This is a genomic window from Massilia sp. UMI-21, from assembly GCA_015277795.1.
Classification (GTDB): domain Bacteria; phylum Pseudomonadota; class Gammaproteobacteria; order Burkholderiales; family Burkholderiaceae_D; genus Telluria.
The window spans coordinates 2957162-2980377 of sequence record CP063848.1 but is presented as its reverse complement, the minus strand read 5'-3'; the positions used below and the strand labels follow the sequence as shown (position 1 = coordinate 2980377).

22 protein-coding genes and 1 pseudogene are annotated in these 23216 nt (G+C 67.5%); 14 read left to right on the top strand and 9 right to left on the bottom strand.

The features are described from left to right. Positions 1–117: 117 nt before the first annotated feature. The 3 genes and pseudogenes from IM543_13320 to IM543_13310 all read left to right on the top strand — a co-directional run bounded on the left by IM543_13320 (position 118) and on the right by IM543_13310 (position 3433). Complete coding sequence (locus IM543_13320) at positions 118–504, top strand: DUF2382 domain-containing protein (GenBank protein ID QOY96674.1); 387 nt, start codon at positions 118–120, stop codon at positions 502–504. A gap of 13 nt (positions 505–517) precedes the next feature. Next, complete coding sequence (locus IM543_13315; protein QOY92595.1) at positions 518–1639, top strand: YsnF/AvaK domain-containing protein; 1122 nt, start codon at positions 518–520, stop codon at positions 1637–1639. A gap of 765 nt (positions 1640–2404) precedes the next feature. Further along, positions 2405–3433: pseudogene (locus tag IM543_13310) on the top strand (YsnF/AvaK domain-containing protein). 672 nt (positions 3434–4105) lie between these two features. On the opposite strand, the gene IM543_13305 reads toward IM543_13310, so the two are convergent. Beyond that, a complete protein-coding gene (locus IM543_13305) occupies positions 4106–5110 on the bottom strand; it encodes a diguanylate cyclase (GenBank protein QOY92594.1) in 1005 nt (334 codons plus the stop codon). Between the two features lie 127 nt (positions 5111–5237). Then, entirely contained in the window at positions 5238–6128 is an 891-nt protein-coding gene (locus tag IM543_13300) for a sensor histidine kinase (protein QOY92593.1), read from the bottom strand. A 238-nt stretch (positions 6129–6366) separates the two neighbouring features. On the opposite strand from IM543_13300, the gene queE reads away from it, so the two are divergent. From queE to IM543_13255, 9 genes are all read left to right on the top strand, one after another. Next, positions 6367–7002 (top strand): 7-carboxy-7-deazaguanine synthase, encoded by a 636-nt coding sequence (gene queE, locus IM543_13295; GenBank protein QOY92592.1) that lies wholly within the window; start codon positions 6367–6369, stop codon positions 7000–7002. Between the two features lie 49 nt (positions 7003–7051). Next, a complete protein-coding gene (queD, locus tag IM543_13290) occupies positions 7052–7498 on the top strand; it encodes a 6-carboxytetrahydropterin synthase QueD (protein ID QOY92591.1) in 447 nt (148 codons plus the stop codon). After that, positions 7491–7991 (top strand): tRNA adenosine(34) deaminase TadA, encoded by a 501-nt coding sequence (tadA, locus tag IM543_13285; protein QOY92590.1) that lies wholly within the window; start codon positions 7491–7493, stop codon positions 7989–7991. Before queD ends, tadA begins: the two co-directional genes overlap by 8 nt. A gap of 149 nt (positions 7992–8140) precedes the next feature. Further along, the gene (locus IM543_13280) at positions 8141–9067 is read left to right on the top strand and encodes an alpha/beta hydrolase (protein ID QOY92589.1); all 927 of its coding nucleotides are present in this window, start codon (positions 8141–8143) and stop codon (positions 9065–9067) included. A gap of 10 nt (positions 9068–9077) precedes the next feature. Further along, positions 9078–10007: a muramoyltetrapeptide carboxypeptidase gene (ldcA, locus tag IM543_13275; protein ID QOY92588.1), complete on the top strand. Its 930-nt coding sequence runs from the start codon at positions 9078–9080 to the stop codon at positions 10005–10007. Positions 10008–10119: 112 nt separating this feature from the next. Next, entirely contained in the window at positions 10120–11721 is a 1602-nt protein-coding gene (locus IM543_13270; protein ID QOY92587.1) for an ABC-F family ATPase, read from the top strand. A gap of 16 nt (positions 11722–11737) precedes the next feature. Beyond that, the gene (gene nadA / locus IM543_13265; GenBank protein QOY92586.1) at positions 11738–12913 is read left to right on the top strand and encodes a quinolinate synthase NadA; all 1176 of its coding nucleotides are present in this window, start codon (positions 11738–11740) and stop codon (positions 12911–12913) included. Continuing rightward, positions 12910–13806: a carboxylating nicotinate-nucleotide diphosphorylase gene (locus tag IM543_13260; protein ID QOY92585.1), complete on the top strand. Its 897-nt coding sequence runs from the start codon at positions 12910–12912 to the stop codon at positions 13804–13806. The genes nadA and IM543_13260 overlap by 4 nt, the downstream gene beginning before the upstream one ends. Next, positions 13806–14126, top strand: a complete 321-nt coding sequence (locus tag IM543_13255; GenBank protein ID QOY96673.1) for a hypothetical protein — start codon at positions 13806–13808, stop codon at positions 14124–14126. Before IM543_13260 ends, IM543_13255 begins: the two co-directional genes overlap by 1 nt. Before the next feature lie 85 nt (positions 14127–14211). Here IM543_13255 and IM543_13250 read toward each other — a convergent pair whose 3' ends face one another. From IM543_13250 to nadB, 4 genes are all read right to left on the bottom strand, one after another. Next, positions 14212–15195, bottom strand: coding sequence for an alpha/beta hydrolase (locus IM543_13250; GenBank protein QOY96672.1), 984 nt, complete (start codon positions 15193–15195; stop codon positions 14212–14214). A gap of 71 nt (positions 15196–15266) precedes the next feature. Further along, complete coding sequence (locus tag IM543_13245) at positions 15267–16160, bottom strand: NAD-dependent protein deacetylase (GenBank protein QOY92584.1); 894 nt, start codon at positions 16158–16160, stop codon at positions 15267–15269. 112 nt (positions 16161–16272) lie between these two features. After that, positions 16273–17172: a DMT family transporter gene (locus IM543_13240; protein QOY92583.1), complete on the bottom strand. Its 900-nt coding sequence runs from the start codon at positions 17170–17172 to the stop codon at positions 16273–16275. A gap of 43 nt (positions 17173–17215) precedes the next feature. Then, positions 17216–18856 carry an L-aspartate oxidase gene (nadB, locus tag IM543_13235; protein QOY92582.1) on the bottom strand — a complete coding sequence of 547 codons (1641 nt, stop codon included), beginning with the start codon at positions 18854–18856 and terminating at the stop codon, positions 17216–17218. 160 nt (positions 18857–19016) lie between these two features. On the opposite strand from nadB, the gene IM543_13230 reads away from it, so the two are divergent. Continuing rightward, on the top strand, positions 19017–19517 hold the full coding sequence (locus IM543_13230) for a pyridoxamine 5'-phosphate oxidase family protein (protein ID QOY92581.1): 501 nt from the start codon (positions 19017–19019) through the stop codon (positions 19515–19517). Between the two features lie 36 nt (positions 19518–19553). Here IM543_13230 and IM543_13225 read toward each other — a convergent pair whose 3' ends face one another. Next, complete coding sequence (locus IM543_13225) at positions 19554–19913, bottom strand: hypothetical protein (protein ID QOY92580.1); 360 nt, start codon at positions 19911–19913, stop codon at positions 19554–19556. Positions 19914–20047: 134 nt separating this feature from the next. On the opposite strand from IM543_13225, the gene IM543_13220 reads away from it, so the two are divergent. Then, positions 20048–21220 (top strand): tyrosine-type recombinase/integrase, encoded by a 1173-nt coding sequence (locus IM543_13220; protein QOY92579.1) that lies wholly within the window; start codon positions 20048–20050, stop codon positions 21218–21220. A 22-nt stretch (positions 21221–21242) separates the two neighbouring features. On the opposite strand, the gene IM543_13215 is transcribed toward IM543_13220, so the two are convergent. Together IM543_13215 and IM543_13210 are read right to left on the bottom strand one after the other, a co-directional pair. Then, positions 21243–21521 carry a hypothetical protein gene (locus IM543_13215; protein ID QOY92578.1) on the bottom strand — a complete coding sequence of 93 codons (279 nt, stop codon included), beginning with the start codon at positions 21519–21521 and terminating at the stop codon, positions 21243–21245. Continuing rightward, positions 21506–22885: a hypothetical protein gene (locus tag IM543_13210; protein ID QOY92577.1), complete on the bottom strand. Its 1380-nt coding sequence runs from the start codon at positions 22883–22885 to the stop codon at positions 21506–21508. The genes IM543_13215 and IM543_13210 overlap by 16 nt, the downstream gene beginning before the upstream one ends. Between the last annotated feature and the right edge of the window lie 331 nt (positions 22886–23216).

Here is a 23216-nt window from a genome sequence, read left to right as displayed (position 1 = left end):
GCATGCCCCGTCGGGAAAAGAGTAAGCTCGTTCGCTCTGAAACCAGCGATGCGAGGAGCCCTCCGGATGTCGAGCAATATCTCCGAGAACAAGCAGCAGGAAGGCATGCGCATTCCCGTGATCGAAGAGCAACTGGCCGTCGGGACCCGCGTCGTTGAAACCGGACGCGGCGTACGCATTCACAAGACGGTCTCCGAACAGCCGGTCACCATCGACGAGCGCCTCGCGCGCGACGAGGTGAACGTCCGGCACGTTTCCGTGGACCGTATCGTCGCGCCGGAAGAAGCACCTGCAACCCGCTACGAAGGCGACACGCTGGTGGTGCCGGTTCTCGAAGAAGTGCTGGTGGTCGAACGCCGCCTGCGCATCAAGGAAGAACTGCACATCACCCGCGTGCGGCACGAGGAGCACTACCGCGACACCGTTCCGCTCAAGGCGGAGCGGGTCGAGGTCGAGCGCTTCGACGAAACCGCGCCGCCCCCAGCATCCGATACCCACCAATGATGGAGGAACGACCATGCAACATACTTTGGTAGCCGTATTCGACAACAACGCCGACGCCCAGAGCGCGATGGACGAACTGCTTGCCTCGGGCTTCTCGCGCCAGGAGGTGCGCATGTCCAGCGGCGGCAGCACCGGCAGCACCGGCAGCACCGCCTCCACCCACGCCCACGACAGCGATACCGGCATCGGCAGCAGCATCAAGCACTTCTTCAGCGACCTGTTCGGCAGCGACGACCACGACCGTTCCCACGTCAACCGCTACGAAGGCGCCGTCTCCAGCGGCAAGTGCGTCGTGACCCTGTCGGCCGACTCGCTGCCGGAAGTCGAGCGTGCCGCCGATATCGTCGAGCGTTTCGGCCCGATCGACATCGACGAGCATTCGGACGGCGGCGCGATGTCGGCCGGCGCCATGGGCATGGACAGCGGCCGCCAGCAGTCGGCGCCGATGTCGGCCCAGTCGGCCAACCTGCAGGGCAGCACCGCGCGCACCGATTCGCTGCAGCGCGACACGTCTACCCAGTCCGGCGCGACCCAGTCGATTCCGGTGGTGGAAGAAGAGCTGAAGGTCGGCAAGCGCGAAGTCCAGCGCGGCGGCGTGCGCATCTTCTCGCACGTGGTCGAGACCCCGGTCAACGAAAGCGTCAACCTGCGCGAGGAACACGTGGACGTGCAGCGCCGCACGGTCGACCAGCCGATCAGCCCGACCGACGCCACCGCCTTCAAGGAGCAGACCATCGAGATGCGCGAAACCTCCGAGGAAGCCGTGGTGCAGAAGTCGGCCCGCGTCGTCGAAGAGGTGACCGTCGGCAAGCAGGTCAACCAGCGCCAGGAGCAGATCAAGGACACCGTGCGCCACACCGAAGTCGAGGTCGAGCGCCTGGCCGGCGCCGACGACGACAGCGAGTACCGCAGCCACTACCAGGCCAACTATGCCGCCACCGGCGGTTCGTACGACGACTATGCGCCAGCTTACACCTACGGCTCGCAGATGCGCAGCCAGTACAAGGGCCGCCAATGGGACGACGTCGAAGGCGACCTGCGGTCCGACTGGGACGCGCGCCATACCGGCGGCCCCTCGACCTGGGAAAAGATGAAGGCCGCGGTCCGTCATGGCTGGGACCGCATGACTGACTGAAGCTGTCGACCACCCGGGAAGAACGGCGCTGCGGCGCCGTTTTTTCATTCGTATTCACTGTCGGCCTCGCTCCGCCGGACCGGCCCGGCAGGCGCGCGCGCGCCTGCGGGGGATTGATGTAATCTCAACTCACTAGCCTGACGGCCATGAGGCCTTTGATTTCACCATCACGGAGGAACGACCATGCAACATACCCTTGTAGCCGTGTTCGATAACCGGACCGATGCACAGAATGCGATGAATGAACTCCTGTCGTCGAATTTTTCCCGCCAGGACGTGCGCCTGTCGAACGCCGACCCGACCGGCATGACCGATAGCGTGACCGGTGCGAACTCCGTCAATACCGATGCGGACGACGACGGCAGCGGCATCGGCGCCAGCATCAAGAACTTCTTCACCGACCTGTTCGGTGCCGACAACAGCGTGCATGCCAGCAAATACGAGGGCGCCGTCACGCGCGGCCACCATGTGCTGACCGTCAGCGCCGATTCGCTGCCCGAAGTCGAGCGCGCGGCCGACATCGTCGAGCGCTACGGGCCGACCGACATCGACGAGCAGGCAACGGGCGCAGGCTCGATGAGCGCGGGCGCCATGGCGAGCGGCATGTCGCCGGGCATGTCGGAGTCGATGCGCGCCGGCGGCGCGGGCGGCATGCAACAGACCAGCGGCATGGCGATGCAGTCGGGCGCTGGCGTCGACCGGCAGCTCGACAACCCGGGTGACCGCAAGCTGTTCGCCCAGCAGTCGCTCAACCAGGCCGAGCCCATGGGCCAGACCTACCAGGAACCGCAGGGCAAGAGCGGCCTGAGCGCCACCGGCGGCACCTCGCTGCAAGGATCGTCCCTGCAGCAGAACGCGGTGCAGTCTTCCGCGCTCGAGGGCACCCAGAAGAGCGACACCTCGTTCCTGAGCTCGGCCCAGCAGGGCGGCACGCTGCAGGGCTCGACCCCGACCGGCGCGATCCAGTCGCCCGGTTCGGGCCTGGGCGGCGACCCGGTCGGCAGTCCCACCCATTCGCACCTGGGGTCGCGCCAGCTCGATGGCGGCAGCCAGTCCGCGGCCGGGGCCGCCACCGGCGCCGGTTCGCAACAGCTCGACACCGGCTATCAGGCCGGCACGGGCCGCACCGACACCCTGGGCGCCGACGCGCTGCGCGCCGGCGGCACCCAGAGCATCCCGGTAGTTGAAGAGCAACTGCGGGTCGGCAAGCGCGAAGTCCAGCGCGGCGGCGTGCGCATCTACTCGCGCATGGTCGAAACGCCGGTCAACGAAAGCGTCAGCCTGCGCGAAGAACACGTGGACGTCCAGCGCCGCCCGGTCGACCGTCCCCTGAGCGAGGCCGATACGGCCTTCCGCGAACAGTCGATCGAGATGCGCGAGACCTCCGAGGAAGCGGTGGTCGAGAAATCGGCGCGCATCGTCGAGGAAGTGTCGGTCGGCAAGCAGGTGAGCGAGCGCCAGCAACAGATTCACGACACGGTGCGCCATACCGAGGTCGAGGTGCAGCGCCTGGACGGCGACACGCACGCCATGTCGGACCTGCGCGACGACGACAGCTATTACCGCCAGCACTTCGACAGCACCTATGGCGCGAGCGGCGATGCGTACGACGACTACGCGCCTGCCTACAGCTACGGCTCGGCCATGGCGCGCAGCGGCAAGTACCGCGGCCGCCAGTGGGACCAGGTCGAGCGTGACCTGCAAAGCGACTGGGATACCCGCGCCAGCGGCGGCCCCTCGACCTGGGAAAAGATGAAGGCCGCGGTACGCCACGGCTGGGACCGCATCACGTCCGACCATGACGACGACACCCACTACCGCAAGCACTACGACACCCACCTGAGCGACTCGGGCATGGACTACGAGAGCGTCAAGCCGGCGTATTCGTACGGCGCCGAGATGCGCAAGAGCGAGCTGTACCGCAATCGGCCGTATGACGACATCGAGGGCGACCTGCGCAGGGGCTGGGATTCGCGTATCGCGGCTCCCGCCAGCACCGACCGCAGCGGCGTCACCACCAGCGGCGCCGGCGCCGCGGTCTCCGGCGCCTGGGACAAGATGAAGTCCGCCGTTCGCCACGGCTGGGACCGCATGACCGACGACGACGACAATGAGCGTGAATACCGCTCCCACTGGAACGCGACGTACAGCACGGTGTCCGACGCCGGCAGCTACGACGACTACAAGCCTGCCTATTCCTACGGTGCCTCGATGGCGCAGGATCCGAAGTACCGCGGCCGCCAGTGGGGCGAGGTCGAGAACGACCTGCGCACCGACTGGGATACCCGCTACGGCTATAGCGGCCAGTCGACCTGGGAGAAAATGAAGTCGGCGGTGCGTCATGGCTGGGACCGCATGACCTCGTAAGCTGCAGCGGCGCGCCGGCGAACCCGGCCAGCCGGCGCAGCCATCTGCTTGCAAGGAATCGGCGCCTCGAAGGCGCCGATTCCTTTGTCGGCGCGGGGCTCAGGCTGCTTCGCTGAGGGGCAGGCTGATGCGGTTCCGGCCCAGGTGCTTGGCCCGGTACAGGGCGGCATCGGCGGTGGCCATCAGCTGACTGGCATTGTTGTCCGGGCCGGCGATGGCGGTGGCGGCACCGATCGAGACCGTGACGTGGCGGGTGGGGGCGCTGGAGGGCAGTTGCAGCTGTTCGACACGGCAGCGGATGCGTTCGGCGACGATGGCGGCGCCCTTGAGCGACTGGTTCGGCAGGATCACCGCGAATTCTTCGCCCCCATAGCGCGCCACCAGGTCGTTGGCGCGCATCTCGCTCGCTACCGCCTTGGCGATCCGTTTCAGGCATTCGTCCCCGCCGAGGTGGCCGTTGGCGTCGTTGTAGGCCTTGAAGTTGTCGACATCGACCATCAGGAGCGACAGCGGCTGTTGCTGGCGCAGTGCGCGCGCCCATTCGGCGTGCAGGGTGTCGTCGAAGCAGCGGCGGTTGGCCAGGCCGGTCAAGCCGTCACGGGTTGCCAGTTGCTCGAGCGCCACCTGGGCCATCTTTTCGTCGGTGAGATCGCGCAGCGTCTCCACCACCGCCGCCAGCGTGCCGTCGGCGCCGAAGATCGGGCTGGCGTCGGCCGCCAGGTAACGGCGGCGGCCGGCCCGCGGCATGTCGAACCAGCTCTCGATGCACAGGCTGGCGGGCGAAGCTTCCGGCGCACAGCGGGGCAGGATGCGGCGCACCTCATCGGTCCGGTTCTGCAGGACCAGGTCGGCCAGGGTCGGGCGCGGGTGCTCGTGGAAGCTGCGCCAATGTTCGCTGGTTCCCAGCACTTCGTGGGCCGCGACCCCGGTCAGCTGCTCGCACGCGCGGTTCCAGATCATGACCCGGCCCTCGGTGTCGAGCACGAAAACCGGAATCGACAGGGACGCCACCAGCTGCCCGACGAATGCGCCGTCTCCGACCTGTGCGGCGTGGGCGGGTGTACTGGCGCCGGCACCTGTGCCGGTGATGGATGCGCTGATCATGGTCGTCCTCTGCGGTTCCGGTCGGGCAATCGAATGACTGCCAACAGGAAACGATTCTGCTACCGCGCAGGCTCGACCTTCTTGATTTTCAGCAAGGCAAATTCTCGAGTGAGTAAGTTGGCAAGCACTACGCGGGAGCGGCTGCCGCCATGCGAGCCAAGGGAAGCGTCGCGCACACGATCGTTCCGCCGCGCCGGCCGGCCGACAGCGCCAGGCTTCCGCCGAGCGCCTCGGTGCGTTCGCGCATGCCGTCGATCCCGCAGCTGTGCGCGTCGAGCCGGTCCGGGCCGGGCGGGCCGATACCGTCGTCCTCGACCTTCAGGACCGCTTCGGCGGCCGATTCCACCAGGGTCACGCACACCAGCGTGGCCTGGGCATGACGGGCCACATTCGAGAGCGACTCCTGCAGTACGCGGAACAGCACCGCATCGTGCTCCGGGTCGCGCCGGCTGTCGTCGAGGGAGCTGGCGTCGAAGCGGTAGTCCAGGCCGTTCAGGCGGGCGAACTCGGCCAGGTGGCGTTCGGCGGCCTGGCGCAGGTTCTGGCCCGGCCCGATCGGGCGCAGCCCGGCGACGATCGTACGCACCGACCGGATGACGGCGTCCAGGTTGGCGATCGCGAGACTCAGCTTGTCGTGCGCGGCCGGGGAGGTGCCGCGCATGGCCGCCTGCTGCAGGGCCAGCTCCACCCGCAGCGACAACAGCCGATGCCCCAGTTCGTCGTGCAGGTCGCGGGCGATCCGGGTGCGCTCGGCCTCGCGCACGTGCTCCTGCTGGCGCACCAGCCGGCACAGCACCTCATGACTGCCGGCGAGGGCGTCCTCGACGTCGGCGTGCGCCCCGCGCTCCGCCTCCAAGCGCTGCTCGAGCGCGCGGGTGCGCTCGTGGGCAGCCTGCGCGCGGCGCTGCAGCAGCATTGCCAGGGCGAGGCAGGCCAGGCTGACCATGCCGGCCGCCACCAGCTCGGGGGCCGTGCCGCGCAGCGGCAGGGGCAGGGCGGCAGCGGCGGGCGCGCTCACTGCCATTGCAGCGAACGCGGATACGTAGCTTAGGAATGAAGTGGGCTTGCTCATAGCATCCTTCTGACTAGCATTCGGAAGATTCCGTATGAAGGTACACCGCATTCCGATCAGAAATATTGCTCATTCTCAATGCATGAACAGCGTCCCGGTCGCCCCCGTCCGGCCGGCGCCGGCGGGGGGGCGCCCACGACAGGCGCGGCGCCGGTTATAATGGAAGGTTGACGAGAGGCTTAACGTGACTTACAGCATCAAAGAGATCTTCTACACCCTGCAGGGCGAAGGCGCCCACGCGGGGCGTCCGGCCGTGTTTTGCCGGTTTTCCGGTTGCAACCTCTGGACCGGGCGCGAGGCCGACCGCGCGGCAGCCGTGTGCACCTTCTGCGATACCGATTTCGTCGGCACCGACGGCGAGCGCGGCGGCAAGTTCCGCGATCCCGACGCGCTCGCTGCCGAGATCGACGGCCTGTGGCCATCGGCGCATGCCGCCAGCAAGTACGTGGTGTTCACCGGCGGCGAGCCGCTGCTGCAACTGGACCGCCCGCTGATCGATGCGATGCACGCGCGCGGCTTCACGATCGCGATCGAGACCAATGGCACCCTGCCGGTGCCGGAAGGGGTGGACTGGGTCTGCGTCAGCCCGAAGATGGGCGCGACGCTGGTGGTCGCCAAGGGCAGCGAGATCAAGGTCGTCATCCCGCAGGCGGGCCAGGACCTGGCTGCCTACGAGCAGCTCGATTTCGAGCATTTCTACGTGCAGCCGATGGACGGCCCGCTCGCCGCGCACAACACGCGTCTGGCGATCGAGACCTGCCGCCGCAACCCGAGGTGGAAGCTGAGCCTCCAGACCCATAAACTCCTCCAGATCCCCTGAGGGATTCATCAAGCGATTCACAAGTTCGCCAGAATCTACCGAGCACCCCATGCTGACCATTACCCGCAAGCTGGAATTCGATGCAGGCCATCGCATTCCCGACCACAAGAGCCAGTGCCGCAACCTGCACGGGCACCGCTACACCCTCGAGATCACGCTGACCGGCGATGTCATCGACCTCGAGGGAAATTCCGACAACGGCATGATCATGGATTTTTCCGACGTCAAGACCCTGGCCAAGCAGCACCTGGTCGACGTGTGGGACCATGCCTTCCTGGTCTATGAAAAGGATGACAGCGTGCGCGAGTTCCTGGGCTCGCTGCCCGACCACAAGACCGTGGTGATCGACTGCATCCCGACCGTCGAAAACCTGGCGCGCGTCGCCTTCACTATCCTCAAGACGGTGTTCACCGACCGCTACGGCACCGGCCTGCGCCTGCACAAACTGGTGCTGCACGAGACCCCGAACTGCTGGGCCGAAGTCACGGATGACTGAGTCAGCGATACCCGAGCCCGGCGCCGTCGGGTACATGCAGCTGGCCCTCGATCAGGCCCGGCTGGCCTGGGCCGAGGGCGAGGTGCCGGTCGGCGCGGTGGTGGTCAAGGACGGCGAAGTCATCGCCACCGGCTACAACCGGCCGATCGGGCGCCACGATCCGACCGCGCACGCCGAGATCGTCGCCCTGCGCGCGGCCGCCGAAAAGCTCGGCAACTACCGGCTGCCGGGCTGCGAGCTGTACGTCACCCTGGAACCCTGCATCATGTGTTCGGGCGCGATGATGCATGCGCGCCTGGCGCGCGTGGTGTATGGGGCGGTCGACCCGAAGACCGGCGCCTGCGGGTCGGTGCTCAACCTGTTCGACGAGAACCGGCTCAATCACCACACCGAGGTGGTGGGCGGGCTGTTGGCCGTCGAGGCCAGCAGCCTGCTGAAAGCGTTTTTCGCGGAGCGCCGCGCCGCTGCGCGCAGGCTGCCCGCGGTGGACTGACGCGGCTCCCCCGGCGTAAGACAAATCGTACGCTCGCGCGAGCGCCCGCGTGATGTCGAAAGTGATATGCTGGCCGCATGCCGCTTTCGCGGCGAGCCTAGCCTGCTGTTTCGATGAGCTCACGCCGCCTGAGCGGCCGACACGTTGCCATGCCTACGCTGAACGCCAACGGAATCCGCATCGCCTTCGACACCGCAGGCGACCCCAAAGCCCCGCCGCTGCTGCTGGTGCATGGGCTCGGCATGCAGCTGAGCGCCTGGCCCGACGAGTTCGTCGACGGTCTGGTCGAGCTCGGCTTCTACGTCATCCGTTTCGATCACCGCGATTGCGGCCTGTCCACCAAGTTCGAGCGGGCCGGGGTGCCCAATCTGGGCCTGGCCCGGTTCAAGTCGAAGCTCGGCTGGCCGCTGCGCGCCGCCTACCGCCTCGACGACATGGCCGAAGACGCGATTGGTGTGCTGTCCGCGCTCGGTGTGGCGCGCGCCCACGTGGTCGGGGTCGCGATGGGCGGCATGATCGCCCAGATCCTGGCGGCGCGTTACCCGCAGCGCATCCTCAGCCTGACTTCCATCATGTCGAGCAGTTGCCGGCGCGGCCTTCCGGGTCCGGAGAAAAAAATCAGCAAGCTGCTGGCGCGCCGCCCTGCCGATCCGGCCGACACCGAGAGCATCATCGCGCATGAGCTCAGCGTGGCGCGCGGCATCGGCAGCCCGTCCTACCCGACGCCCGACAAGGTCTTGCGCAAGCGGGTGGCCCGTTCGGTTCACCGGAGCTATTGCCCGGCGGGGGTAGCGCGCCAGACGATGGCCATTGCCGCCTCGGGCGACCGCTGCGCGCTGCTGCGCACCATCACCGCGCCATCCCTCATCATCCACGGCGCCGCCGACCCGCTGGTGCCGCTCGCCTGCGGCGAAGACACCGCCAGTCGCATCCCCGGCGCCCGCCTCGAAATCATCGAGGGCATGGGCCACGACTTGCCGCCGCAACTCGTCGAGCGCCTGCTTGCCTTGATCGACGCCCACGCCAGGGGTAAGATGTTGCCGGACTCAACACCTCGCTTATTCGTCAAACAATAGTCGTCAACCAGTGATCACCCAACAAATCGGCATCGCCATCGTGGCCCCGGCCGGCCAGGCGCTCGAGCCCTGCGCCGTCGACCGCGGCATCGCCCGCCTCGAGCAGCATGGCTGCCTCGTCCATAACTACTACGACCACGCCGGCATCCACGAGCGCTTCGGCGGCACCGACCAGGGACGGCTGGAGCAGCTGCGGGCGGCGGTCGCCGACCCCGACGTGCAGATCATCATGGCGCTGCGCGGCGGCTACGGCAGCACCCGCCTGCTGCCGCACATCGACTTCGAGGCGATCGCCGCCAGCGGCAAGCTGGTGGTCGGCTTTTCGGACATCACGGCCATCCACATGGGCCTGATGGCCCGGACCGGCGCACTGAGCTATGCCGGTCCGATGATCGCCGGCGATTTCGGCGCCAGGGAGCCGGTCCGGTTCACCCTGGACGACTTCTGGCGCTGCCTGGCGGGTCCGGCCCATACCATTACCGAGTGCGCGCGCGGCAACCCGTCCATCCAGGAAGAGGGCACCGTCTGGGGCGGCAACCTGGCGATGATCGTCTCGCTGCTGGGCACGCCGTATTTCCCGCGCATCGACGGCGGCATCCTGTACCTGGAAGACATCGCCGAGCATCCCTACCGGGTCGAGCGCATGCTGCTGCAACTGGACCAGGCCGGTGTGCTGGCGCGCCAGCGCGCGGTCGTGCTGGGCGACTTCTCGGGCTACAAGCTGGCGCCCAACGACAATGGCTACGATTTCGACACCATGCTGGCCCACCTGCGCGCCACGTTGCCGGTGCCGGTCATCCATGGCCTGAGCTTCGGCCACATCCCGCGCCGGGTGACGATCCCGTTCGGGGCGCAGGGCCGGCTGGCCTCGGATGCGGACGGTTTCAGCCTGGCGCTGTCCGATTATCCGACCCTGCGCCTGGCGGGCCACTGCGGCTGAGCTGGCGTCCCGGGGCGCAAACGGGGCAAGGATTTCGCCCTGCGCCCCCAGGATGGTAAAATCGCGGGTTATTCGGCAACATCGTTGCTAACTCGCTTTTAAAGGTCTCCCAGTGCTATCCACAGCCAACATCACGATGCAATTCGGCGCCAAGCCGCTGTTCGAGAACATTTCCGTCAAGTTCGGTGACGGCAACCGTTACGGCCTGATCGGCGCAAACGGCTGCGGCAAGTCGACCTTCATGAAGATCCTGGGCGGCGACCTGGAGCCATCGGCCGGCAACGTCAGCCTCGATCCGGGCGAGCGCCTCGGTAAACTGCGCCAGGACCAGTTCGCCAACGAAGACGTGCGCGTGCTGGACGTCGTCATGATGGGGCACACCGAACTCTGGAACGCCATCTCCGAGCGCGACGCCATCTACGCGAACCCGGACGCGACCGACGAGGACTACATGAAGGCCGCCGAGCTCGAAGGCAAGGTCGCCGAATACGACGGCTACTCGGCCGAAGCGCGCGCCGGCGAACTGCTGCTGGGCCTGGACATCGCCGGCGACCTGCACCAGGGCCCGATGAGCGCCGTGGCGCCGGGCTGGAAACTGCGCGTGCTGCTGGCCCAGGCCCTGTTCTCGAACCCGGACATCCTGCTGCTCGACGAACCGACCAACAACCTGGACATCAACACGATCCGCTGGCTCGAGGACATCCTGAACCAGCGCAACTCGACGATGATCATCATCTCGCACGATCGTCACTTCCTGAACCAGGTCTGCACCCACGTGGCCGACATGGACTACGGCACCCTCAAGGTCTATCCGGGCAACTACGACGACTACATGCTGGCCTCGACCCAGGCCCGCAACCAGCAGCTGGCCAACAATGCCAAGGCCAAGGAAAAGGTCGCCGAACTGCAGGACTTCGTGCGCCGCTTCTCGGCCAACAAGTCCAAGGCGCGCCAGGCGACCTCGCGCGCCAAGATGATCGACAAGATCAAGATCGAGGAATTCAAGCCGTCCTCGCGCGCCTATCCGTTCGTCCGCTTCGAAGGCGAGAAGAAGCTGCACCGCCTGGCGGTGGAAACCGAAGGCCTGTCGAAAGCCTACGACCGCCAGCTGTTCAAGAACTTCTCGATCATGGTCGAGGCCGGCGAGCGCATCGCGATCATCGGCGCCAACGGCGCCGGCAAGACCACGCTGCTGCGCTGCATCGGCGGAGAAGACATCAGCGGTCTCGGCGCCGACCAGGGCCGCGTGAAGTGGGCCGAGAACGCCGACGTCGGCTACATGCCGCAGGATCCGACCGAGGAGTTCGCCAGCGGCGAGAACCTCACCGACTGGATGGGCCAGTGGACCCAGGAAGGCGACGACGACCAGGCGGTGCGCTCGATCCTGGGCCGCCTGCTGTTCGGCGGCGACGAAGTGAAGAAGTCGGTCAAGGTGCTCTCCGGTGGCGAGAAGGGCCGCATGATGTACGGCAAGCTGATGCTGGGCCGTCACAACGTGATGCTGCTCGACGAGCCGACCAACCACATGGACATGGAATCGATCGAGTCGCTCAATATTGCGCTTGATAAATATGCCGGCACCCTGATCTTCGTCTCGCACGACCGCGAGTTCGTCTCCTCGCTGGCGACCCGCATCCTCGAGATCCGTGAAAACGAGGTCATCGACTTCCGCGGCAACTACGAAGAATACCTGACCAGCCAGGGCATCGACTGATAGGAGATCCGTCCGCATGATCACTATTCCCATTACGAACAGCGCGATCAAGACCTACGAATACGACCACCCCCAGGTCGGCGCGGCCTGCACCATCAACCCGGCCACCGCCGAAGCCTGGGCGCGCGTGCCGGCCGTGCCGAGCGCCGCCGAGAAAGCGGAGCTGAAAGAGCGCATCAAGCGCCTGCTGAAGGAGCGCGATGCGGTGCTGGTGGCCCACTACTACGTGGACGCCGACCTGCAGGACCTGGCCGAGGAGACCGGCGGCTGCGTCTCCGATTCGCTCGAGATGGCGCGTTTCGGCCGTGACCACCCGGCCCGGACCCTGGTCGTGGCCGGGGTGCGCTTCATGGGCGAATCGGCCAAGATCCTGAGCCCGGAAAAGACCATCCTGATGCCCGACCTGGACGCGACCTGCTCGCTCGACCTGGGCTGCCCGGCCGACGAATTCGCGGCTTTCTGCGACCAGCATCCGGACCGCACGGTGGTGGTGTACGCCAACACCAGCGCCGCCGTAAAGGCGCGCGCCGACTGGATGGTGACCTCGTCGATCGGCCTGGACATCGTCAGGCACCTGCACGAGCAGGGCAAGAAGATCCTGTGGGCGCCCGACCGCCACCTGGGTGCGTACATCCAGAAGCAGACCGGCGCCGACATGCTGCTGTGGCAGGGCTCCTGCCTGGTGCACGACGAATTCAAGGGCGTCGAACTGGACCTGCTCAAGCTTGAGCACCCGGAGGCCAAGGTGCTGGTGCACCCGGAATCCCCGGCATCGGTGGTGGCCCAGGCCGACGTGGTCGGATCGACCACCCAGCTGATCAACGCGGCGGTGAACCTGCCTGCGACCACCTTCATCGTCGCCACCGACAACGGCATCCTGCACAAGATGCGCGCCGCGGCGCCGGGCAAGCACTTCATCGAAGCGCCGACCGCCGGCAACAGCGCCACCTGCAAGAGCTGCGCGCACTGCCCGTGGATGGCCATGAACGGCTTGAAGAACCTGGCGGAGGCGTTGGAACACAGCGTTGAGAGCGCCGCCAACGAGGTGCACGTCGATCCGGAGATCGGCCGCCAGGCCAAGCGCGCGATCGACCGCATGCTCGATTTCGCCGCCGCCAAGAAGGCGCAAGCCCTGCCGAGCGGTGCGCTCGAGCAAAACACTTCCCTGTTCAACGGAGTAGGCCCGGCATGACGACCCTGCGCAATCCTTTTATTTCGGACGCCAAGCTCGACGAGAAGCTGCAAGCGGCCTTCGAAGCGAATATCCTGGCGGCCCTGCTGGAAGACGTCGGCACCGGCGACCTGACCGGCATGCTGGTGCCGCTCGAACCCCGCGTGCAGGCGCGCGTCATCGTGCGCGAAGCGGCGGTGTTGTGCGGGGCGCCCTGGTTCGAAGGGGTGATGCTGGCGGTCGACCAGGACATCGCCATCGACTGGAAATATGCCGAGGGCGACCTGATGGAAGCCGATAGCGTGGTCTGCACCATCGAGGGCTGCCCGCGCTCGCTGCTCACGGCCGAGCGCGCGGCGCTCAACTTCATGCAGCTGCTGTCGGGCGTGGCCACGGCCACCCGCAAGTACGTCGACCTGGTCCAGGGTACGCATGCGGCCATCCTCGACACCCGCAAGACCCTGCCGGGCCTGCGCCTGGCGCAGAAGTACGCGGTGCGCGTGGGCGGCGGCCAGAACCAGCGCATGGCGCTGTACGACGGCATCCTGATCAAGGAAAACCACATCGCGGCGGCCGGCGGCGTGACCCGGGCCCTGCAGGCAGCCGCCGCGCTGGACTCCGGCGCGCCGGTGCAGATCGAAGTCGAGACCATCGCCCAGCTGGAAGAAGCGCTGGCGGCCGGCGTCAAGTCGGTCCTGCTCGACAACTTCAATCTCGACATGATGCGCGAAGCGGTGCGCGTGAATGTCGGCCGCGCGCTGCTGGAAGCCTCGGGCGGCGTCGGCATGGACACCGTGCGGGCGATCGCCGAGACCGGCGTGGACCGTATCTCGATCGGCAGCCTGACCAAGGACGTGCGTGCGACCGATTACTCGCTGCGCATCGCAGCCGCGCCGGCAGAGGTGGCGGCATGATGGACTGGAGCCGGCTGCGTCTCTCCACGGGCGCGCGCGTCATGTGGCTGGCCCTCGGACTGCTGCTTGGCCTGCCGACGCTGGCGAACGGCCTGAGCACGCACAACACGGCCGACCTGTGCTTCGGCATCGGCATGATCCTGGTGGGCGTGCGCGGCTTCCTGCGCCCGGTCATGTTCGGCAAGGCGGTGCGCATGGAAATGGACCCGCGCACGTCCCAGGTGTCGATCGGCTCGCCGATGCTGCATGGCGGGCTGTCGCTGGTGATCTTCGCGGCGCTGACCGCAGGCATCGTCATCAAGTACGTACTCAAGGGCTGAGCGGCGCGTTCCGCAGCACTCGACAGGCGCCATCCCGGCCATCGGCCGCGATGGCGTTTTTTTCAGCCCGGCGCCCGGGTGAAACTCATACCCCGCTCTCGCTGTTCCTGGCCAGCGCTTCCGCCTCGGGCGTGCGCGGATGCACCGGCTCTCCCACGCGGGCCGCGATCTCGTCGATCGCCGCCAACACCTTCCCGGGATCGGCGTAATGCGTCATGTGGCCCACGCCGGGCTCGAGCTGCAACTGGCTGTCGGGAAGGCGCTCGTGCAGACGCTCCGAGTTATGGCCGGCGTCGACGATCCTGTCGCGGGTACCCGCCACGACGATCGCCGGCACCTTCAGTTCCGCGTAGCGCTTCGACAGCGACAGCGCCGACGGGATCATCAGCGCCGTCTCCGCCGCACTGGCGCGGAGCTGCTTCGGACGCAGCGCCATCCAGATCGGGAAGGCATCGAAACGGCGCGGGACCGGCATCGGGGAGAAGGTCCGTTTCGTGAGGCTCGGCCACATCAGCCGCGTCAGCAGGGGCGACACCGTGTAGCGCATCACATCGCCGATGACCGGAATCGCCGGCGACGAGAACGCCGCCACGTCCAGCCGCACGCTCGGGTAGTAATAACCCGACAGCAGCACCAGCCCGCGCACGACGTCCGGCCGCTGCAGTCCCATCGCCAGCGCGACCATCGTGCCCCAGGAATGACCAAGCACGATGGCAGACTCCACGCCGATCCGCTCGAGCGCGCGATGGAGCAGCGCCGCCTGCTTCTCGGGCGTCCATAGGGTGCCGCGCGGGCGCTCGCTATAGCCGAAACCCGGGCGGTCGAAGGCGATCACGCGGTAGTGCGCGGCAGCCTGCTGCAACAGGCCACTGGTGTCGAAGTCCGCCGAATACACCCCATTGCCGTGCAGCAGGACGAGAGCCGGCCCGGTACCGCGTTCGAGGTAGTGCAGGCGCACGCCGTCGACGTCGACGAACTTCCCTTGCGGCGGATTGTCGCGCTCGGCTTGCCTCGTCTTGTTGCGGACAAAGAAAAAGGACGCGGCCAGGCCGATCCCGGCCAACAGCATGCCGGCCGTGGCGCCCGTGTGCGATCGGCTGGAAGCCGTGCTGCTCTTGATTGTCCTGCGGTAGCTCTTGGTCACGAAATCCCCCTGTGATTGATGATTGGATGTGACTCCTCCGGCTCCTCCGCGTGGAGCAGGTCGGCGACGCGCGGCAACAGCCGCTCGGCCGACTCTTCTATTTTGAGTGCGATCAGGTGGTCGGCGCGCGTGCGCCCGAGGTTGACCGCGGCAATCGGCTTGCCGCTTTCCTGGGCCATGCGGCAAAAGCGAAAGCCCGAATACACCATCAGCGAGGACCCGACCACCAGCAGCGCGTCGGCGTCCTCCATCTGCGCCAGTGCGCGGGCGGTGCGCGGCGGCGGGACGCCGTCGCCAAAGAATACGACATCCGGCTGGAGCGCGCCGCCACATTCGATACAGAAGGGCAGGTGGAAGTCGGTCAGGGCATCCGGCTCGATCGCCGCGTCGCCATCGGGCAGGGGCGCAGCGAGCGTATTCGCCAGTTCCGGATTCGCTTCCTCGAGCAGCGTCTGCACGAACGCCCGTGCAAACTGCGCCTTGCAATGCATGCAGGCGACGCTGTGGACGTTGCCGTGCAGTTCGAGCACGGCAAGGCTGCCGGCCTGCTGGTGCAGGCCGTCGACATTCTGGGTCAGCAGGTGGCCGAATCTGCCGTGCCGTTCGAGCCGGGCCAGGGCGCGGTGGCCATCGTTCGGCCGGGCCTGGGCCATGATCGGCCAGCCGACCATGCTGCGCGCCCAGTAGCGGCGCTGGATGTCGGCCGAGCGCCGGAATTCCGGCCCCTGGATCGGTTGCCGGCCGCGCCGGGTGCCGTCGCGGTCGCGGTAGTCGGGAATGCCGGAAGCGGTGGACAGGCCCGCGCCCGTCAGCACCAGTGCGCGCGGGTACCGTTCGAGGAATTCCGCCAGCGCCTCGGCCTGGTCTTGAACGGTGAAGACTGCTGCCATGTTGGGTGATCCTCCATTGGCTGGGATCGTAGCACCGGCCTTACCCAGACGAAAACACGATTCCCCAGCAAAAGTTCCGGAGCGCCGGCCCGCGAGGCATGGGGGCGCCGCCTCAGCGGGCCGAGACCGCGATGCCGCCGACGATCATGGCAAAGGCCAGCACATGGTAGAGGTGAGGCGCCTCGCCCAGGAACGCCGAGGACAGCAGCGCCGTAAACAAGGGGGTCAGGTTGATGAAGAAGGCCGCGATGCCGGGGCCGGCACGCTCAACGCCGGCGCCCCAGCAGCGCATCGCCAGGATCGCCGGACCGACCGCCACGTACAGCAGCGCGGCCCCCAGCGACCAGCTCCAGCCGATGTGCACGTCACGCAGCGCCCATTCGCCGCCGGAGAGCAGCGCCGACCACAGCACCCCGTAGCCGACCTGCGCCAGCAGGAAAGCCGCCCAGTCGGCGCGCAGGCCGGGCGCATCTTTCTGCTGCATCAGCATCCAGCTGTAGAAGGACCAGGCGATGGTGGCCAGGATCATGTACAGGTCGCCCGCCACCAGGCGCAGCCCCAGCAGGCCTTGCAGGTCGCCCCGGCACAGCACCACCAGCACCCCGGCGATCGACAGGATCGCACCCGCAACCTGCTTGCGCCTGACCGGCACACCATAGAACAGGCGGCCCACCAGCAGCATCCAGACCGGCACCCCGGAGGCCACCAGGGTCACGTTGATCGGCGTGGAGCTCTGCAGGGCAAGGTACTGGAGCGAGTTGTACAGGCCCACGCCGAGCAATCCGAGCATGGCGTAGCGGCGCCAGTTGGCCAGCACCCCGCTGCCCGCCTCGAGCGCCGCCCGTCCGAGCGGCAGCAGGATCAGCAGCGCGATCGACCAGCGGATCAGGTTGAGCGTCATCGGCGGCACCGCGTCGCGCACCAGGCGCCCGACGACCGCGTTGCCGGCCCACAGAATGGGCGGAACGCTCAGGAGCAGGATGGTGGAAGGGGTGAGGGCGGGGCGGTGCATGGCATGGTGACCTGCCCGCGGGAGCAGGCAGGTAGCGAGGCTGTCAGCGGCGTTCCGGCGTCAGTACGCTCGGCAGCGCCTTGGGCAGCGTGTCCGGGAAGTCGCGTGAATAATGCAGGCCGCGGCTTTCGTGGCGCGACAGTGCGCTGTTGACGATCAGGCTCGCCACTTCGACCAGGTTGCGCAGTTCCAGCAGGTCGTGCGTGATGCGGAAATTGCGGTAGTACTCGTCGATCTCTTCCTTGAGCAGCGCGATGCGGTGCTGGGCCCGCTCGAGGCGCTTGGTGGTGCGTACGATGCCGACGTAGTTCCACATGAAGCGGCGCAGTTCGTCCCAGTTGTGGGCGATGACGACTTCTTCGTCGGCATTCGTGACGCGCGACTCGTCCCAGGGCGGCAGGGCCGGGTTCTGGATCGGCGGCGCGGCCGCGATCTGGTGCGCGCAGGCGCGGCCGATCACCACGCACTCGAGCAGCGAATTGCTGGCCAGGCGGTTGGCGCCGTGCAGGCCGGTGCAGGCGGTCTCGCCCACCGCGTACAGGCCCGGGATATCGGTACGGCCGGCCAGGTCGGTGACGATGCCGCCGCAGGTGAAGTGCACCGCCGGCACCACGGGAATCGGCTGCTGGGTAATGTCGATGCCCAGTTCCAGGCAACGCGCATAAATGGTCGGGAAGTGTTCCTTCAGGAATTCGGGATCCTGGTGGCTGATGTCGAGGTGGACGTAATCCAGGCCGCGCTTCTTCATTTCGAAGTCGATGGCGCGCGCCACCACGTCGCGCGGGGCCAGTTCGCCGCGTTCGTCGTGGGCCGGCATGAAGCGCGTTCCCGCCGCGCTGCCCGCCTCGGGCGGCAGCTTCAGCAGGCCGCCTTCGCCGCGGATCGCCTCGGTGATCAGGAAGGATTTCGCATACGGGTGGTACAGGCAGGTCGGGTGGAACTGGATGAATTCCATGTTCGACACGCGGCAGCCGGCGCGCCAGGCCATCGCGATGCCGTCGCCGGTGGCGGTGTCAGGGTTGGTCGTGTACAGGTAGACCTTGCCGGCGCCGCCGGTGGCCAGCACCGTGTGCTCGGCCTCGAAGGTGAGCACCTCGCCGGACTGTTCGTCCTGCACGTACAGCCCGTAGCAGCGCGGCTGGCCCACCAAGTGTGGAGCGCCACCATGCACCGCGCCCTGCGCGCCCTTGCCGGTCAGCTTGTCGGAGGTGATGACGTCGATCGCGCAGTGGTGCTCGAACAGCGAGATGTCCGGATGCGCGCGTACCTTCTGTTCCAGCGTCACCTGCACCGCGTGGCCGGTGGCGTCGGCGGCGTGGATGATGCGGCGCTGGCTGTGGCCGCCCTCGCGGGTCAGGTGAAAGCCGAGTTCGGCCGAGGCGTCGCGGGTAAACGGCACGCCCTGTTCGATCAGCCACTCGATCGCGGCGCGGCCGTTCTCGACGATGTAGCGGGTGGCCGCTTCCTCGCACAGGCCGGCGCCGGCCACCAGCGTATCGGCGATGTGCTGGTCGTGGCTGTCGCTCGAGTCGAGTACCGCGGCGATGCCGCCCTGGGCCCAGTTGCTCGCGCCGTCGAGCAGCGTGCGTTTGGATATGACCGCAACCTTGCGCGTCTGCGCCAGGTGCAGGGCCACCGACAGGCCGGCCAGACCGCTGCCGACAATAGCGACGTCAAATTTCATGGCAATGTGATGTTTGTACAGAGGCATCACTATAGACGATTTGGACATTCTTCGTCAGAACCACGGTGGGGGGACAAGGCCGGGTCAGCGTACGGCGACGCACGGATCGTTTGGCGCGCAGGGGGTAGGATCGTCGTTCTATCAAACTGCGAGGAATGCCATGTCAGACCATCACGCCCAGGCCCACGCGGCCGCCTTGTCCGAGAAAATCGGTTCGATGCGCTTCGCCATGTTCACCACCCGCGATGCGAACGGCCACCTGGTCAGCCAGCCGATGACCAACCAGGAGGTCGATGCGGACGGCGCCCTGTGGTTTTATACCCGCACGACCACCGAACTGTGGGAAAACATCGTGCACCAGCCGGAAGTCAACCTCAGCTTCGCCGACCCCGACAACAGCACCTGGGTGTCGGTCAGCGGCACGGCCGAACGCGTGGTCGAGCGCGCGAAAATCCACGCGCTCTGGAACGCGATGGTGCAGGCCTGGTTCCCGGCCGGCCCCGAGGACGAGCATGTGGTCCTGGTGCGGGTGATGCCGCACGCGGCCGAGTACTGGGATGCGAACGACAGCAAGATGGTGCGCATGTTCGCCATGGCCAAGGCCGCGGTCACGGGCTCGACCCCGGACCTGGACGCCGACCACGGCACCATCCGCATGTAGCACGAACTGCCCGGCGCAGGCCGGGCTCGCCCCCCCCTAGTCGCCGGGAGGCAGGTCGCCGGCGTCCTGGTTGCCGCCGGTCTGGGGCGTCCCGAGCCCGGCGCCGGCCGGGCTGGCGCCGGCCTGCTCGGGACGGGTGTCCTGCGGCCCGCGCCCGATGTTGGTCATCGCGCTGCCTTCGGCCTCGACGTGCGGGGGGCCGCCCGGGGCCGCTCCGCTTGGGGCGTTCGCGGTTTCGCCGGACTGGTTGCGCGTCAGCCCGTCGCCGCCGCTGCCTCCGGTTTCCTGCTGGGTTTCGTGGGCAGGCGTCGCGCCCTGCTGGCCGCTGGTCGTGCCGCCGACGCCGAGCGTCGTCGACGGATCCTGCTGCTGGCCTGGATTGACTGCTTTGTTCATGCTGGGCTCCTCGATGCTGGAAGCCCATTATGCGCACGCCGCCGCGGGCGTGGCGCAGGCCTGATGCGGATGGGCGCTTGGTGGCAGGGGCCGGCGCTGCTATACTGTATATAAACACAGTATCGATTCCGCCCATGCCCACTTTCCTTCCGATCGACCTCGACCCGCTCCCAGACGATTCGCCGCAGCGGCTGGCGGCCAGCGCGCGCGGGGCCGTCTTCCGCGGCGTGGCCGACGAGCCGGTCACCGATGCCCGCAGCGACGCCGAACTGGCGCGCGAATACATCGGCCAGGGCGAGCTGAGCCCGAAATCCATCGCCAACACCCAGAAGGAACTCTACCGCTTCCTTACCTGGTGCCGGGAAGAGGCGCGCAAGCGCTTCCAGCAGCTGACGGTGGCCGACCTGAACGCCTACAAGGAATTCATGCGGCATCCGCCGCCCGAATGGGTGTCCGCCACCAAGTGGCCACGCAACGATCCGCGCTACCGGCCGTTCTCGGGCCCCTTGTCCGACGCCAGCCGGCGCCAGGCCATGATCGCGGTCAAGGGACTGCTCGCCTATGCCGAGCAAACCGGCTACCTGCGGCGCAATCCGGCGCGCCTGGTGCGCAATGTGCGCGCCGCCCACGCCGGCCGCATCACGCGCTACCTGTCGCCGCAGGCGATCGCGCATGCGCTGGACGCGGTCGCGGCGCGTGCGGCCGACACCCCGGCCGCGATCCGCCAGCGCGAACGCGACCGCTTCCTGCTGGTGGCCTTCGCCCAGACCGGCGCGCGCCTGAACGAGATCGTCGGCGCCCACATGGGGGCGATCTACAGCGAAGGCGACGGACGCTGGTGGCTGGACGTGATGGGCAAGGGCGCCAAGCCGCGCCGGCTGCCGGTGCCGCCGGCCATGCTGGCCGCCTTCCGCGACTACCGCCAGGCGTTCGGCTTGCTGCCGCAGGCCAGCCGCGCCGACCGCACCCCGCTGGTGCTGTCCAGCCGCAGCAAGGAAGCGCTGCGCATCACCGACGAAGCGGCGTCCGAAGCACTCAAGGCGGTCTTCGCCGCCGCCGCCGAACGCGCCGCGGCGCAGGGCGACGGCGACAGTGCGGCCGCGCTGCGCCAGGCCTCGACCCACTGGCTGCGGCACACCATGCTGACCAACCATGCCAACAGCGGGGTCCAGCTCAAGACCCTGCAGGACACCGCCGGCCACGCCAACATCGCGACCACCGCGGGCTACCTGCACAAGCGCGACCACGAACGCCACGACGAGATCGTGGGTTCGAACGCGAACCTGCCTCCCGGCCTGCTGCCCTAGGCAGGGCCGGTGGCCACGGGTCTCAGATTGGCAGTTCCGAGCTGCCGCCGGCCGAGCTGCCGAAGTTCTGCAGGTCGTCGAGCGACAGCCGCCCTTCGTTCAGGGCCGCGACGATCGATTTCAGCTGATCCGGGTCCGGATGCAGGTAGACGATGCGTTGCTCGAGCTCGTTGTCCCAGTACCTGGTGTACGGCACGTCGGTCTCCGCCATCACCCTGGCGTCGAAGCTGCCGTCCATCATTTCGCCCACCAGGGTGACCTTGGCCGTATCCGGCGTGGTGTTCTTCACGGTGATGCCCATGCTCTTCCTTTCGAGTGATCAGTTCGCATAGTGCATTCTGACCCACCTCGGTGCGGCGATGCAAACGGCGCGCCGTCAGCCGTGCGCGCCCCGTCAGGGCAGCATTCCAAGGCGTGCACGGCCCTGGGCGCACGAGGGTGCTCCGTCGAGGTAGCGCCAGCCCCCCGGATAGTTGCCGCTGGCGCCGTCCTGCCGCACCTGTCCGCCGGCGCCGCACAGCGCGGCATTGGCGGCCTTGCTGTCGGCGTTGAACAAGACCTTGAGCGGCGCCGCCGCCGACGGGTAGGCCGCGACAAGGTCGTCGTGCATGACACCGTCTTCGTGCAGCGTGCGTTCGGCGAAGATTTCCGGGTCCGGTTCATAGGCCGCCGGGAAGGCGGCCAGCACCAGGCGCGCGGCCGGGCTGAACTCGACGTATGGGGCAGCCAGCGCAGGCGATCCCGGGCCGCCAGTGGCGCCAGCACCAGCAGCATCGCCACCGGCAAACCGACAATCGCCCCCTGGTTCAGGTCGAAGAAGAAGGACAGCAGGCGTGCCGGGGTGATCAGGGCCGGATTGGTTGCGAGCACGGCAATTGCGCTGGGCACGCCGAACTTCGCCAGGTTGAACAGCACCGGCAGCGCCGCCAGGGCCACCAGCAGGACCGAGGCCAGGACGGTGTGGCGGTGCAGGACCCTGCGCAAGGCAGCCCCGAACGGGATGCGTTCGTGCGCGTGGAGATAGCAGATGTGCACCAGGGGCGCGAACACCGAGAACAAGACCAGCGGCGGATTCTGCATCGCCGCCACCCCGGCCAACAGCGCCGCCAGGTAGGGGCGGCCCAGCAGCACGAACAACAGGCCGGACAGCAGGGCGCAGGCGCTGAAGAACTCGGGGCTGCCCCAGTTCGAGTACAGCAGCGCACCGGAGAGCAGGAAGAACAAGGTACCGAACATCGCGCGCCGCGCCGAGCCGGTGGACTGGAACAAGGCGACGCCGAGGATGGCCAGCGCGCCCAGGTTCACCAGCTGGAAGGCCTTGAACGGCTGGCCGCCGGCGGCGTCGATCAGCTTGAACGGCAGCGCGGCCAGCGCCGGATAGGCGAAAAAGTGGATCGCGTAATAGCCGTCGTCGCCGGCGCGGATGAAACCGGGGAAGGGATGGTCCACGCCCTGGCGCATGCCGGCGCGCAGCCGCTCGTGCATGTCGACGAAACCGGGTTCAGGCGAGAGCCTGGCGGCCACCGCGATATCGGACGGGCGGATATCCGGCGTCCCGTGCCCGGCCAGCGCGATCGTCATCAGCGCATATTCCTGGAAGTCGCCGCTCTTGGACGGACGGGTCAGCAGCAGCCAGCGACAGCAGGACGATGAACAGGGCAACACGGGCGGCGGGGCGGGCAGGGAGCAGACGCTGCATGGAATGCGGGGACATGGGCCGGCGCCGCATCTGCATGCGGCCGGCGCTGCCACGAATCCTTTGTGAAGGTCAGTGAACGGACATGATTCTAGCTTGCAACTCCTGCAAGTGGAACTCCTCCCTTGGCCCCAGGCGCACCGGCCTGCCTTGGCGCTGGGTATGCCTTCGGCAAGGCCATGGCGCTTTCGTCCGGGGGCGACCAGCTGTTCGACAAGCGCCAGCCATCTATCCGAAGCTGGTCCGCAGGCAACACGGACACGATGAGCCAGGACCCGCTCGGCCACCGCCGGCACCTGC